Source organism: Pseudomonas syringae, from assembly GCF_023278085.1.
Classification (GTDB): Bacteria; Pseudomonadota; Gammaproteobacteria; order Pseudomonadales; family Pseudomonadaceae; genus Aquipseudomonas; species Aquipseudomonas syringae_Q.
Genome location: NZ_CP066265.1, coordinates 2,082,820 through 2,096,519, shown reverse-complemented (window position 1 = coordinate 2,096,519; position 13,700 = coordinate 2,082,820). Strand labels below are relative to the sequence as shown.

Below are 13,700 nucleotides of genomic sequence, written 5' to 3'. Positions count from 1 at the left end.
GCATGATGTTTAGATTTTCTGCCCTGCTCTGCACCACCCTGCTCATCACCGCTTCATTCGCCGCACAGGCCGACGCCCCGCGCACGTTCAGTGAAGCCAAGAAAGTCGCCTGGGGCCTGTATGCGCCGCAATCCACCGAGTTCTACTGCGGCTGCAAATACACCGGCAAAAAGGTCGATCTGGCCGGTTGCGGCTACGTTCCACGCAAGAATGCCAAACGCGCCAGCCGCATCGAATGGGAGCACATCGTACCTGCCTGGCAGATCGGCCATCTGCGTCAATGCTGGCAGAACGGCGGCCGCAAGAACTGCACGAAAAGCGATGCTGTCTACAAGCGTGCCGAAGCCGACCTGCACAACCTGGTGCCGAGCATCGGTGAGGTCAACGGAGACCGCAGCAACTTCAGTTATGGCTGGGTTCCCGAGCACAGAGGCCAGTACGGCTCGTGCCTGACGCAGGTGGATTTCAAGGCCAGGAAGGTCATGCCTCGCCCGTCGATTCGCGGCATGATTGCCCGGACTTACTTCTACATGAGCAAGCACTACAACCTGCGATTGTCTCGTCAGGATCAACAACTCTATCAAGCCTGGGACAAGACCTACCCGACACAGGCGTGGGAGCTCCAGCGCAATCAGCGAGTGGCTTGCGTGATGGGGCATGGCAACGAGTTCGTAGGACCGGTCGATTTGAAGCTGTGCACAAGATGAATCGATTGCAAGCGCAAAGCCTTCATTCGGATAGTTGCCGAAGCATCCGCTAACGCATCCGCGTGCACTGTTCAGCCACTCATCGGAGAGCTGATTATTGGATCCAGATGCGGCTGATTATGGCGCTACTCTGCTAAAACAGCAGTACGATCAAGACCGTAACGTGGTGATGTCTGTATCGATCTCAAAATGACAGAGCGGCCCAGGGTTTCATCCCCGGACCGCTCCAGTACCCCGCTGTACTCATTTCAGGGTGGCGCTATGTTGCACGCCTCTCAGGCAGACCATGATGATTCATCAAGTGGAATTTGAAATTCATTACCGGTTCGAGGGGAAGTCGCATGTCTTTCTGCATCAGACGCCCAGCCTGTGCCAAAGCGACGCACTGCATTGCGCGACGCTGCATGCGGGAGTAGTAGCCTTTAGCGGCGGAGTGTCTGGAGGTCCGATCCGAGAAGCCATCCTGAAGGCACAGGGCGTTGGCGTGACAGACGTACACTGGAAGCGACGCTCACTGCAGGCAGGTTTTGCACAAACAGAAAAATGGCCTCTCGGAGAGGCCATTTTCACGCCTGCAAAGCGTGAAGCCGGCTAGATGGCCGGGTAGTCGCCCGTGCCATCAGGCCACGGCGTCAACAATTCGAAACCGGTAGAAGTAACGGCAACCATATGTTCCCACTGGGCCGACAATGAAAGGTCACTGGTCAGCACCGTCCAGCCGTCCGGAAGGGTTTTGGTGCCCGCCTTGCCGGCATTGATCATGGGTTCGATGGTAAACACCATGCCTTCTTTCAGCCGCAGACCTTTGCCTTGGGTGCCGTAATGAAGAACCTGAGGTTCTTCGTGGTACTTGCGCCCGATACCATGCCCGCAATATTCGCGTACCACACTGAAACCTTCACGGTGGGCAACGCTCTGGATAGCATGGCCGATGTCGCCCAGCGTGGCGCCTGGCCGCACCGCATGAATACCGGCGCGGGTCGCCTCGTAAGTGGTATCGACCAGACGCCTGGCCAGAGGACTGACCTCACCGACCAGATACATGCGGCTGGTATCCCCATACCAGCCATCCTTGATCACCGCGACGTCGATGTTGACGATATCACCGTCCTTCAAAATATCGGTGGCCGAAGGAATCCCGTGACAGACCACCGCATTGGGTGAAATGCAGGTGGTTTTGGTGAAACCGTGATAGCCGACATTGGCCGGGATCACTTTCAGTTCCTTGACGATGTACTCGTTACATATGTCATCCAGCGCTTCGGTGCTGACGCCAGCCTTGACGTAGGGCGTGATCATTGCCAATACATCTGCGGCGAGTCGGCCGGCAATGCGCAACTGCACAAGGTCCTGTTCGGTCTTGAGACCGATAGCACTGCTCATGAGGCCGCCTTGGAGAGCGCGAACTCTGAAACGTTGAAGGTTTGCGCCGCCAGCACGGTATCGCCCGAGCTCTCGATACGGATCAGCATCTGACAGATCTCGCTGTAATCCAGCGCCGGGTGCAGTTCGGCAAGCATGCCGATGCGCATCCAGTGTTCGGCCTGAGCATTGATGGATCGACTCAGCGCAACACTGGCAGAGCGCAGGTTGGCGTGCATATTTTCGGAAATCTTTACCAGGCCCATTATTCACCTCAATCGGAATATATGAAGCATATACGTTTCATATACTCGCAATCAATACGAGATTTTGCAGGGGGACCGATAGCCCATGTCTTACTCCATTGCATTTGCCTGCCGAAACTCACCACCCGAGCGGGCTGCCGCGATGACCATGGAGACATCCGGCTGATCGGCATTGAACTGACGCAGTGCAGCCGCCATCCTGAGAAAATCCTCACGCTGCATCTCGTTGACGGTAGAGAGCGTGCGAGGGTGTTGAGCAACCGGGCTTTGCGCTGACTTAAGGGACATGACAGACCTCATTCGTTTTTACTGTTCATGCATACAGTATTTATATCCGTGTCTGTGCACAAGACCGGTAGCGACGAATGGTCAGCGAATGTGTAAATGGCTCATTTCTCTGCCAGCACCTGCAAGCGCTCGAAATCCGCCTGAGCGACAGTGATACCGTGCGCCATGGAGCGCGCACGCTCGACATAGCGTCGCTCACCCGGCAGACGTTCCTGGCCTGCCCCATGAAGCTGTCGTACCAGCTCTTCGCTACGCTGCGCGAAATGCTGACCACTGCCTTTGTCGGGATCGATGACAATCACCAGCTGGCCTGTCCACGGGGTCTGCGCGCCGGGATGTTTCGACCAGTCGAACCCGAACGAGAAGTTGCCACCGGTCAGCCCTGCCGCCAGCAGTTCAACCATCATCGACAACGCAGACCCTTTATGCCCGCCAAATGGCAGTAACGCGCCGCCATCCAGAATGGCGCGCGGGTCTTCAGTCGGCTGTCCGTTGTCATCAACGCCCATGCCCCCAGGCAGCGATCGTCCTTCACGGGCAGCTATCTGCACGTCGCCATGGGCAATGGCGCTGGTGGCCAGATCGAAGACGATCGGCTCGCCACCCGCTCGCGGTGCGGCGAACGCGATCGGGTTGGTGCCGAACAGCGGTCGACGTGCACCGTGCGGCACGACGCACGTCATGCTGTTGACCATGCTCAGGGCGACCAGACCCTGCTCTGCAAACGGTTCGACGTCGGGCCATAACGCCGCGAAATGATGAGAGCTGCGGATGGCCAGAATGGCGATTCCCGCACTGCGTGCCTTGTCGACAAGCAACGGTCTGGCAGCCGCCAACGCAGGCTGGGCGAAACCGTTGCGCGCATCGACCCTGACGAACGCGGCACCCACATCCTCGACAACGGGCACGGCCTTGCCATCCACCCAGCCGCTGGCCAGTGAGGACAGGTAGCCCGGAATGCGAAAGATGCCATGGCTGTGCGAACCATCCCGCTGCGCACTGGCGCAATTTTCAGCCAGTACACCCGCGACCCCGGGCGACGTGCCGTGGGCCAGAAATATCTGCCGCAACAGCGCTGTCAATTGCTGATACGAGACGCTACGGGTCGGCTGGTCAACATGAACGTCAGGCATCTGAAGCTCCCTTTAAAAACAGTAAGGCAAAAAATGGTGAACCCCGAGAGTAGCGCTCCCACGCCTGAGGGACTACTCCGGCATCAATGAGAGGCGCTTACATTCACGAGGAAATACACCACGCATTGTCCGGCAACACCCTGCAAATGTTCTCTCTGCGCGAGTTACGGGGGTAGAATGCGCCAACGGTAATGGCCGGAGCGCCTATGAGCGACCCTCTCTTCAGCAAGGCAGAACGCGATTCGATCACCGATGCCGCCGCGCATTGGTGCATGCGGCTGCACGCTGACGACTGCACGGACGCGGAGCGAAAGGCCTTCGATCAGTGGCTGACAGCACACCCTCTGCATGCGGTCGAGTATCGGGCGATGGCGGAGGTCTGGGACATTACCGGGCAGATCGAACCTCTGCATCCTGCGCCTTCAGCTGCCATAGAGTCGGCGCAGGCGCGCCCGATCGTGCCACGGCGCAAGCGCCGCTGGGCACCGCTTGCAGCGGCGGCTGCCGTGGTTCCGATGGCTGTACCGGTCGCCGCTTACATAGGCTGGAATCAGGGCTGGCTGCCGAACACCTACGAGTCCTATAGCGCCGGCAACGCCACGCGCCTTGTGGTCCTGGCCGACGGCAGCCGGGCTGAGCTGAATCTGGGCACCGAGCTGACCTACGCCAATTACCGCGATCGACGCAGCGTCACGCTGAATAACGGCGAAGCATTCTTTGAAGTCAGCCACGACAGCGCGCACCCGTTCGTGGTCGATGCCGGTCAGGGCAGCATCAAGGTGACGGGAACACGCTTCAATGTGTGGATGTATCAGGATCAGGTGCGCGTAACGCTGGTCGAAGGCTCGGTTCAGGTCAACAGCGACCGTGTGCATCACACCTCCAGCCATCGTCTGGACCCGGGAACGCAAGCCAGCTACAAAGCGGGAGACGACGCCCCGCTGATCAGCCAGACCGACGCACAGGATGCCAGCCTGGCGTGGCGCAATGGCAAGCTGATCTTCAATGATTTGCCGCTCAGCCAGGCGCTGCCGTTGATCAATCGTTACCTGCCAACGCCGATTCTGCTTGCCGACACCGCCACCGGCGCCATGCGCATTGGTGGCAGCTACAACACCGGTGATCTGTCGAACCTGCTGGCCTCGCTGCCCAAGGTGCTGCCGGTGTATGTCACCCAGAATCAAAACGGCAATCCAGTACTCAACCGCCGAGTGTCCGACACACCGAAAGGCTGACCGTCAGGACAAGACAGCGCGATTTTCTACATCCGCGCGCAACCGGATGAGTCGCCTACCCCTGCGCAGATCTTCATCTACCCTGAACCCCACACACTTCGCGGCGAGCCTGTGAACGGCGGGTCGCGCATTTTTTTTCATTCAGAACTGAGGTTTTGCCCGGCTCGTTCGTCTTAGTAAATGAGAGTGTTGAAAACGCACGATTTGTTTGGAAAGCCTGAAAAGGAGCTGTGATGTTCAATCGCCAAGGAGTTACGACTCGCACCCTGCTGCGGCAGACAGCGCTGGCAGCGCAGGCACCGGCGCCTGTTGCCGAAACCGAGCGGCCCGGCAACGAGCACATCCGCTTGCTGCTCAAGAGTTTTGGCTTGCGCACCAGCCTGGTCAGGCTCAAGGTGCTGGACGCGCTTCTGGTCTCCAGCGAGGGAGGCCAGCCGCTGGGCGTGCGCGGCGTTCACAGTCAATTGCTCAGGCTGGACGTGCCGCTGTCGTTTCTGAGCGTGCGCGAAGTACTCAAGCGCCTGTGCGACGAAGGCGTAATTCATCTCAATGACGACAAGACCTACAGCCTGCACCCTCGCGCAGCTCAATGGCTTGGCGAAGCCGGCAAGGAACTCGCCCGGTAAGGCCGTCAATCGCTGTCGAGCGACGTTCGAGCGTCGCTCAGCGCTTGACCTTGCGGCGCATGATCCCGTTCAGGATCACGACCAGCACAGCCACACTGATGGCGATGTACTGAAAGGTCTTTTCGGTAATGGCACCGCTGTTCTGCAAGTGCGACAAGCCCAGCATAATCGCCAGTACGCCGACGGCGATCAGAACCGAGTAAATCAAACGCTGCTTGTTGGTCATAACGTTTCCTGAATGCTCATGAACGGGCAATGGCGCTGCCTCAATGCGCGCATATCCTACGCCGATGCGCAGCGAATCGCACTGCCCGCCCTGATCCTCCCCCTTCGCCCTTCTGCTCTCGCACGTTAAACATCAACCGTGTTGATTATCGTCATGCCGCAATGAACATTGCCGTGCCAGACTCACATGCTTTAATACCGCCCTGCTTAAAAATTGTATTCAATTATTGCCAAGGAGTTTTACATGCCCCATGAAGGCAGCCTGCTGCAGGCCGCAGTGGTGTTTTTACTTGCAGCCGTCCTGACCGTGCCACTGGCCAAACGTCTGCAATTGGGCGCAGTCATCGGTTATCTGTTTGCGGGCGTGATCATCGGCCCTTCAGTGCTCGGGTTGATCGGCGACACCGAGAGTGTCAGCCACATCTCCGAACTGGGGGTGGTCTTGCTGCTGTTCATCATCGGCCTCGAACTGTCGCCGAAACGGCTGTGGGTGATGCGCAAGGCGGTGTTCGGCGTCGGCATGGCGCAGGTGCTGCTGACCGGGCTGGTGATTGGCGGCGTTGCGCTGTTCGCCTTCGGTCAATCCCTTAATACCGCCATCATTCTGGGCCTGGGTCTGGCCTTGTCTTCTACCGCCTTTGGCTTGCAGAGCCTGGCGGAGCGCAAACAACTGAACAGCCCGCACGGCCGCATGGCGTTCGCCATTCTGTTGTTTCAGGACATTGCCGCCATCCCGCTGATCGCCATGGTGCCGTTCCTCGCCGGGGCCGATCACGCAATGAACACAGGCGAAAGCGTAAACCATGGCCTGCGCGTACTGGGCAGCATTGCCATCGTGGTCATCGGTGGACGCTATCTGCTGCGTCCGGTGTTCCGGATTGTCGCCAAAACCAGGATTCAGGAAGTCTCCACCGCCACCGCCCTGCTGGTGGTCATCGGCACGGCATGGCTGATGGAGCTGGTGGGGGTGTCCATGGCACTGGGCGCGTTCCTGGCCGGTCTGCTGCTGGCAGACTCGGAATACCGTCACGAGCTGGAAGCGCAAATCGAGCCGTTCAAAGGCTTGCTGCTGGGCCTGTTTTTCATCAGCGTCGGCATGGGCGCAAACCTTGGCCTGCTGCTCAGTTCACCGCTGACCGTGCTGGGTCTGACTTTGCTGCTGATCGGGATCAAGCTGCCCATGCTGTTCCTGATTGGCCGTACTGCGGGCAGTCTTAACAACCGTAGCGCGCTGCAACTGGGGCTGGTGCTCGCCGCCGGCGGCGAGTTCGCTTTCGTGGTGTTCAAGATCGGCAGCGCGCAAGGGCTGTTCGAGGCAGGGCTGTACGACATGCTGGTACTGACCATCACTCTGTCGATGGCGATCACGCCATTGCTGTTCATCGCGCTCGCACGCTGGATCAAACCCAGGGTCAAGCCGGTGGAGGTGCCCGAGGAATACCGCGATATCCAGACCGACAAACCGCGGGTGGTGATCGCTGGCATGGGCCGTATGGGACAGATCGTTGCACGTATCCTGCGCGCACAGAAAATCCCTTTCATCGCGCTGGACACCGCTGTCGAGTCAATCGAGTTTTCGCGCAGTTTCGGTAACGTACCGGTGTTCTACGGCGACCCGCTACGCCCGGAAATCCTCCGTGCCGCCAAGGTCGATGAAGCCGAATACTTTGTCATCGCGACCGACGATCCCGACACCAATATCAAGACCGCCGAGCTGATTCGCAAACTCTACCCGCACATGAAGATCATTGCTCGCGCCCGCAACCGACAGCACGTTCATCGCCTGATGGACCTCGGCGCCCACGCCGTGCGCGAAACGTTCTACTCAAGCCTGGAAATGAGTCGTCAGACCCTGATGGGCCTGGGCCTGAGTGAAGCGCAGGCCAATGCGCGCATCAGCCGCTTCAAGCGTCACGACGAACAAGTGCTGGCGGCTCAGCACGCAGTCTATGACGACGACGCCAAAGTGTTGCAGACCGCCCGCGAAGCCAGGGCAGACCTGGCCCAGTTGTTCGAGTCCGACCGACTGGACGAGGAAGCAGCGAAGAGCTGATCAGAGGTGAGCCGACGGGACAGTCAGGCGTAAGGGCTGTCCCAGTAGCGTTTGTACATGCCGAGCTTTTTCTTAACGCCTTTGGGCAGGCGACGCTCCTGCCTGCTCAGCTTGTAGGCCAGCAATTTAAGTGCATTGCGCACGAACGACATGGGCCACCAAAGCAGTCGCCGCGGACCAAGAAACGTCAGTTCGGACTTCACATAGCGCATGCCCTCGCCCGCAATACCGCCAAAGGTTTCGTAGATCCACGCCTCGCGGGACTGGAACACGCCGATGTCGAAATACCGGCAGAACTCTTCGCGCAACGTGTAGTTGTGCGAATGACGGCACACAGCGGAACCTTCATAGGCGACTTTCCAGCCGCCGATCAACATTTTGGCAGTGACGTACATGTCTTCGGACAAGATGACATGCCGGGGAAAACCGCCAGCCGCCAGCAATGCCTCGCGGCGATAGGCCGCAAAAGAATTGGACATGAACGGCGTCTTGATGCCGAGCGTGCCGGCGTCGGCCAGGGTCTTGATTTGCGAGGTCGGCGGATAATTGAACAGCCGCGCATGCTGGGCCAGCAGATTGGCGTCCTTGTGCGGCAACTGGCGGCCGCAGACTGCACCGACTTCCGGGTCGGCAAACGGCAGCAGAATGTTGGCAATCGCGTTGACATCTTCGACGTAGGCGTCCTGGGTCATATAGACATAAACGTCATAGTCGGGATGCAGATCGACCATCATCTGCCGGGTGCCGCCGTGGTTGAAGTCCTTGCTGTCGATACGCATGACGTTGGCGCAGCGGGCCTGAGCCAGCTCCAGCGAGCCGTCTGACGAGCTGGAATCGACGATCAGGGTATCGAAGGTTGCGGTTTGCGTAGCCAGTGAATCCAGCAGGCGCTCCAGGTCCTTGCGACCGTTGTAAGTCGGGATGACGCAAGCCACTCTCAATGACGCCATAACACTACTCCAGGGCAAGTCCGATTGCCCGATTTGTCAGCATTGTTGAGGGTAGCTCATGTATACCCGGCTCACCATTCGAATGCATTCAGCCGAGCACTTCACTCAGCGGAATGAAATTGACCCAGTCCCCCTCGGCGACGGTTTTGCCTTCGCGCACTTCGATCAATCCATCGGCCCACGCCGCACTGCGCAGCACACCAGAGCTTTGATTGCGGTAGATCACCGCCTTGCCCTGCTCCAGACGACCGCGCAAATACTCACGACGATTGCCGGGACGCGTCCAGACGAAACCGGCCGGAACCGGAAACTGCAATGGCGTTACGTCAAGCACACCCTGGCGACGCAGCAGGTAAGCGCGAGCCAGCAAGGCAAAGGTGACCAGCGTCGACGCAGGGTTACCGGGCAGGCCAATGACCGGCACGCCACGGAAATGCCCGCAGGTCAGCGGCTTTCCGGGCTTGATCGCGAGCTTCCAGAGTGCCAGTTCGCCGTCTTCGCGCAACGCGTGGCCCAGAAAATCGGCCTCGCCCACCGAAACGCCACCTGTGGAGAGAATCAGATCGACATCGTGCAGGTTGGCCAGCGCAGCACGCGTTTGCGCTAGATCATCCGGCAGGATGCCCGCATCGATCACTTCGCATTCCAGGCGTTTCAGCCAGGCGCACAGCAACACCCGGTTGCTGTTGTAGATCTGCCCCGGCCCCAGCGGCTGACCGGGTTCGATCAGCTCATCACCGGTGGAGAGCACCGCCACGCGCACGCGACGAATCACGTCCAGGTCGGCAAGGCCCAATGACGCAGCAAGGCCCAGTTCGATAGGCCCGAGCCGCGTACCGGCCGCTAGAACGGTGTCGCCGATACGGGTTTCCTGGCCTTGCGGACGAATGTTCTGGCCGACGTTGAGCGGTTCGCTGAAGCGCACCCGCTGATCAGCCAGCACGTCGACATTTTCCTGCATCTCGACGCAGTCGGCGCCCTCGGGCATCGGCGCGCCGGTGAAGATCCGCGCACAGGTGCCCGGGGCCAGCGGCTCGGGTGCCTGACCGGCAAAAATGCGCTGGCTGACGGTCAACGGCTCACCGTTCCAGTCCGCCATGCGCAGGGCATAACCGTCCATGGCGCTGTTCGGCCACGGCGGCAAATCCAGCGTGGAAACGAGGTCCACTGCCAGCACCCGGCCTTCGGCAGCGGCCAGAGGGACCTGCTGGCGCTCGGTGATACGCGTCGCATCAGCCATCACCAGCAGTCGGGCGATGGCCTCTTCGACAGGCAGCAAGGCTTTTGGCTCGTTACTCATAAGCACTCAACCACGGGTCGCGCAGGGTTCGGCCTGCTTGAGGTGCGGCACGAAGTTGCAAGGTCTGAACCGCGAATCCAGTTGCTCGGCGAGAATCCCGTCCCAGCCGGTGCGTACGGCATTGGTAGAGCCCGGCAGGCAGCAGACCAGCGTGCCGTTGGACAGTCCGGCCAGCGCGCGGGACTGGATGGTCGAAGTTCCGATGTCGGGCACAGAAATCTGCCGGAACAGTTCGCCGAAACCATCGACCTGCTTGTCCAGCAGGCAGCCCACGGCTTCAGGTGTGCTGTCACGGCCGGTAAATCCGGTGCCGCCAGTGATCAGCACGACTTGCACTTGATCGTCGGCAATCCAGGTCGCCACCTGAGCGCGAATTTTGTACAGGTCGTCCTTGAGCAGCACGCGCTCGATCAGGCCGTGACCGGCCTCGGTCAGGCGGTCGACGAACATCTGGCCCGAGGTATCGGTTTCGCGGGTGCGGGTATCGCTGACGGTCAATACAGCAATGTTCAGGGGTACAAAAGGTGTGTCAGCCTTGGCTTTCATGGCCTCATCCGGTTGTTAAGGGAACAGGCCGGTGTTATATCACAGCACTCCTTTTGACTGCCCGCCGAGTGTTTGATGAATGTCCGTGCCGCCTTGCCGCCCTGCTCGATCCTGCTGCTGGCCGGAGGTCGCGGGCAACGCATGGGCGGGCGTGACAAGGGCTTGATCGAATGGCAGGGCAAAGCCCTCATCGAGCACCTGCATGGTTTGACCCGGCCATTGACTGACGACCTGATCATCTCCTGTAACCGTAATATCGAGCGCTATGCGCGCTACGCCGACCAACTGGTTCAGGATGACGACACCGAGTTCAACGGCCCGCTGGCCGGAATCCGTGCCGCGCTGCCACGGGCGCGGCATCAGTGGCTGCTGGTTCTGCCCTGTGACGTGCCGCTGGTCGATGAGCCTCTGCTGCAGGCACTCCGCGAAAAGGCCCTCGAACACCCGCAGCGCCCGATCATGGTGCGCGAAGGTCAGCACTGGCAGCCGCTTTTATGTATGATCCCGGTCGCTCATGCCGCAACGCTGGAAGCCGCCTGGCAGACAGGCGAACGCAGCCCGCGGCGGGCCATGGAGTCACTGCAACCGGTCGCCCTGCAACTGGCAACCGATGACCCACGGCTGGCCAACCTGAACACACCCTGTCTGTTGGCAGGGATCAATGAAAATCTCGCCAAGTAAGTGGTTATTGAACTTGCCGGGGTGTATACGGAACTTGCTGACGGCGTTTACGTCTGAGAGTTCAAGTAATCAAGAATCCATCTGGAGACACAGTAATGAAACAACGGACCCTTCCCGCTGCCTTCCTGCTTGCATTGAGCATTGCCTCCCTCGCCGGTTGCGCATCGCCCACTGTGATCACCATGAACGATGGTCGTGAAATCCAGGCCGTCGATACTCCGAAGTACGACGAAGATTCGGGTTTCTACGAGTTCAAACAGCTTGATGGCAAAGAAACCCGCGTCAACAAGGACCAGGTACGTACCGTCAAGGATCTGTGATCCGGACGCCACGTGACTGATTCGAAAAAACCCGCCGAGTGCGGGTTTTTTTGTGCCTGCACGCGCAACTGCGGGGGCTACCAGTCCAGCGTCAACAGGCTTTCGAACTGACGTGGCTCACCGCTGAGCGGATCCACAAACCGTAAGCCTCTGGCTAACAGTTTCAGGGGGTTCCGATAGTCGTCTACCGGGTCCTTCAGCGCATCGGGATAGAACGGATCATTGCAGATGGCAGCGCCCAGTGCGGCCATGTGCACGCGCAACTGGTGCTTTTTGCCGGTCACCGGGTACAAGCCGTAACGCCATAACTGCGCTTGCCGCTCCAGCACCTCGATGCGCGTCTGCGTGTTGGCGGCTCCCGGCCCTTCCTGCATGCGAAAGAACGGCTCGCCCTCGACCAGGCGACTTTCGTGCAGATGCGGAAATTCCAGCCCCGGCAGTGCGGGCGCAATTGCCTCGTAGAACTTGTCGATGCGCCGGGTCGGGAACAGCGTCTGGTAGGCCGAACGCGTCTGACGGTTGGCGGAAAACAGCACCAGCCCGGCGGTATGCCGATCGATACGATGCAGCGGCACCAGGTCGGGATTGTCCAGCCGATGAATCAGGCGGCGTAACAGCGTTTGCTCGACATACTCGCCTGCGGGGGTGACGGGCAGAAAATGCGGTTTGTCGGCGACCACCAGATGCTCGTCGGCATACAGGATCGTCTCGACTACCGGGATCGGCGTTTCGTTAGGCACTTCACGAAAATAGTGGATCTTCAATCCTTCGCGATAGGCCAGGTCGGGCGACACCGTTCTGCCCTCGGCATCCAGAACGCGCCCGCGGGCGATGCGATCCAGCCACTGTTCGCGACTGATCGCCGAGAATTTCGCACACAGGCAATCGAGCACAGTCGTCCACGGACCGGGTGGCAGATACAGGGTGCTGGCTTGTTGCTGGGCGGCGCTGAAAGCAGGATCGGTCATGCAGGATTCTGACTCACTGGGATTTGAAACGATTGGCCGGGGATTATCGCTGATTAGGGCGATCACCGCACAACATCGCTGCATGGCAATAGCCTGCCACCTGCGGCACTATTAACCATCTGGTACATTCCATTCAACACCTGCCTGCGATCAGGCAGTGCCACAAAAACAAGAGACATATTTTATGAATCAAACTGAGACCCCCTCTGTGCTCGCCGGCCTGATCGGCTCGGGCATTCAAGCCTCGCGAACGCCTGCGATGCACGAGCGTGAAGGCGATGCACAAGGCCTGCGCTATCTGTATCGCCTGATCGATATTGACGCGCTGCAACTGGACATCGACGCCCTGCCCCGGCTGCTTGAGGGCGCGCAGCAGTGCGGCTTTACCGGCCTGAACATTACCTTCCCCTGCAAGCAGGCGGTCATTCCGTTGCTGGACGAGCTGTCCGATGAAGCGCGCGGCATCGGCGCGGTGAACACCGTGGTGTTCAAAGACGGAAAGCGCATTGGGCACAACACCGATTGCCTGGGTTTTGCCGAAGGTTTCCAGCGCGGTCTGGACCAGGCTCCACGCCAGCGAGTGGTACAAATGGGTGCCGGGGGCGCAGGTGCAGCGGTGGCTCATGCCCTGCTGAGTGCGGGCGTACAACGCTTGACGGTCTTTGAAGTGGAACCCCAACGCGCGCAAGGGCTGGTTGATAACCTGAACAACCACTTCGGTGCCGGGCGCGCTCAGGTCGGTCTCGATCTGCCGGCTGCGATGGCTGAAGCCGACGGGCTGGTGAATACCACGCCAGTCGGCATGGCCAAACTGCCGGGCACGCCGTTGCCGGTCGAGTTGCTGCGTGCCGAGCTGTGGGTTGCGGAAATCATCTACTTCCCGCTGGAAACCGAACTGCTCAGGCATGCCCGCGCGCTGGGCTGCCGGACGCTGGATGGCAGCACCATGGCGGTGTTTCAGGCGGTCAAGGCTTTCGAGCTGTTCAGCGGTCAGTCAGCCGATGCGGAACGCATGATGGCGCACTTCCACACGCTTTAAC

At 59.7% G+C, this 13,700-nt stretch carries 16 protein-coding genes and 1 pseudogene; 8 read left to right on the top strand and 9 right to left on the bottom strand.

The window, feature by feature from the left end:
* The first annotated feature begins 2 nt into the window (after window positions 1-2).
* Together I9H07_RS09385 and I9H07_RS09380 are read left to right on the top strand one after the other, a co-directional pair.
* Entirely contained in the window at window positions 3-707 is a 705-nt protein-coding gene (locus I9H07_RS09385; protein WP_024672160.1) for an endonuclease, read from the top strand.
* 289 nt (window positions 708-996) lie between these two features.
* Window positions 997-1,224, top strand: a pseudogene (locus I9H07_RS09380) (DUF6555 family protein); the annotation flags it as partial.
* Window positions 1,225-1,298: 74 nt separating this feature from the next.
* Here the strand turns inward: I9H07_RS09380 and map are convergent.
* The 4 genes from map to I9H07_RS09360 form a co-directional block, all read right to left on the bottom strand.
* Window positions 1,299-2,090 carry a type I methionyl aminopeptidase gene (map, locus tag I9H07_RS09375; RefSeq protein WP_024672162.1) on the bottom strand — a complete coding sequence of 264 codons (792 nt, stop codon included), beginning with the start codon at window positions 2,088-2,090 and terminating at the stop codon, window positions 1,299-1,301.
* On the bottom strand, window positions 2,087-2,335 hold the full coding sequence (locus I9H07_RS09370) for a ParD-like family protein (RefSeq protein ID WP_236425330.1): 249 nt from the start codon (window positions 2,333-2,335) through the stop codon (window positions 2,087-2,089). Before I9H07_RS09370 ends, map begins: the two co-directional genes overlap by 4 nt.
* Window positions 2,336-2,425: 90 nt before the next feature.
* Window positions 2,426-2,623 (bottom strand): hypothetical protein, encoded by a 198-nt coding sequence (locus I9H07_RS09365; protein WP_236425329.1) that lies wholly within the window; start codon window positions 2,621-2,623, stop codon window positions 2,426-2,428.
* Between the two features lie 101 nt (window positions 2,624-2,724).
* On the bottom strand, window positions 2,725-3,756 hold the full coding sequence (locus I9H07_RS09360) for an Ldh family oxidoreductase (protein ID WP_236425328.1): 1,032 nt from the start codon (window positions 3,754-3,756) through the stop codon (window positions 2,725-2,727).
* A gap of 206 nt (window positions 3,757-3,962) precedes the next feature.
* Between I9H07_RS09360 and I9H07_RS09355 the strand changes: the two genes are divergently transcribed.
* Both I9H07_RS09355 and I9H07_RS09350 read left to right on the top strand, forming a co-directional pair.
* The gene (locus tag I9H07_RS09355; RefSeq protein ID WP_236425327.1) at window positions 3,963-4,991 is read left to right on the top strand and encodes a FecR family protein; all 1,029 of its coding nucleotides are present in this window, start codon (window positions 3,963-3,965) and stop codon (window positions 4,989-4,991) included.
* Between the two features lie 233 nt (window positions 4,992-5,224).
* Window positions 5,225-5,617 carry a Fe2+/Zn2+ uptake regulation protein gene (locus I9H07_RS09350; protein ID WP_024672167.1) on the top strand — a complete coding sequence of 131 codons (393 nt, stop codon included), beginning with the start codon at window positions 5,225-5,227 and terminating at the stop codon, window positions 5,615-5,617.
* 37 nt (window positions 5,618-5,654) lie between these two features.
* Here the strand turns inward: I9H07_RS09350 and I9H07_RS09345 are convergent, their stop codons facing one another.
* Window positions 5,655-5,843, bottom strand: a complete 189-nt coding sequence (locus I9H07_RS09345; protein ID WP_024647814.1) for a hypothetical protein — start codon at window positions 5,841-5,843, stop codon at window positions 5,655-5,657.
* A gap of 243 nt (window positions 5,844-6,086) precedes the next feature.
* Here I9H07_RS09345 and I9H07_RS09340 point away from each other — a divergent pair, with 243 nt between their 5' ends.
* The gene (locus I9H07_RS09340; protein WP_236425326.1) at window positions 6,087-7,895 is read left to right on the top strand and encodes a monovalent cation:proton antiporter-2 (CPA2) family protein; all 1,809 of its coding nucleotides are present in this window, start codon (window positions 6,087-6,089) and stop codon (window positions 7,893-7,895) included.
* 23 nt (window positions 7,896-7,918) lie between these two features.
* Here I9H07_RS09340 and I9H07_RS09335 read toward each other — a convergent pair whose 3' ends face one another.
* The 3 genes from I9H07_RS09335 to moaB form a co-directional block, all read right to left on the bottom strand.
* Window positions 7,919-8,845 carry a glycosyltransferase family 2 protein gene (locus I9H07_RS09335; protein WP_236425325.1) on the bottom strand — a complete coding sequence of 309 codons (927 nt, stop codon included), beginning with the start codon at window positions 8,843-8,845 and terminating at the stop codon, window positions 7,919-7,921.
* Between the two features lie 88 nt (window positions 8,846-8,933).
* Window positions 8,934-10,145, bottom strand: coding sequence for a molybdopterin molybdotransferase MoeA (locus I9H07_RS09330; RefSeq protein WP_236425324.1), 1,212 nt, complete (start codon window positions 10,143-10,145; stop codon window positions 8,934-8,936).
* A gap of 6 nt (window positions 10,146-10,151) precedes the next feature.
* Window positions 10,152-10,691, bottom strand: coding sequence for a molybdenum cofactor biosynthesis protein B (moaB, locus tag I9H07_RS09325; protein WP_005893511.1), 540 nt, complete (start codon window positions 10,689-10,691; stop codon window positions 10,152-10,154).
* A gap of 75 nt (window positions 10,692-10,766) precedes the next feature.
* Here moaB and mobA point away from each other — a divergent pair, with 75 nt between their 5' ends.
* Window positions 10,767-11,372 (top strand): molybdenum cofactor guanylyltransferase MobA, encoded by a 606-nt coding sequence (gene mobA, locus I9H07_RS09320; protein WP_024672171.1) that lies wholly within the window; start codon window positions 10,767-10,769, stop codon window positions 11,370-11,372.
* A gap of 95 nt (window positions 11,373-11,467) precedes the next feature.
* Entirely contained in the window at window positions 11,468-11,692 is a 225-nt protein-coding gene (locus I9H07_RS09315) for a YgdI/YgdR family lipoprotein (RefSeq protein WP_024672172.1), read from the top strand.
* Window positions 11,693-11,769: 77 nt separating this feature from the next.
* Here I9H07_RS09315 and I9H07_RS09310 read toward each other — a convergent pair whose 3' ends face one another.
* Window positions 11,770-12,660, bottom strand: a complete 891-nt coding sequence (locus tag I9H07_RS09310; protein WP_058823757.1) for a pseudouridine synthase — start codon at window positions 12,658-12,660, stop codon at window positions 11,770-11,772.
* A gap of 184 nt (window positions 12,661-12,844) precedes the next feature.
* Between I9H07_RS09310 and I9H07_RS09305 the strand changes: the two genes are divergently transcribed.
* Window positions 12,845-13,699: a shikimate dehydrogenase gene (locus I9H07_RS09305; protein ID WP_236426077.1), complete on the top strand. Its 855-nt coding sequence runs from the start codon at window positions 12,845-12,847 to the stop codon at window positions 13,697-13,699.
* The last annotated feature ends 1 nt before the right edge of the window (window position 13,700 follow it).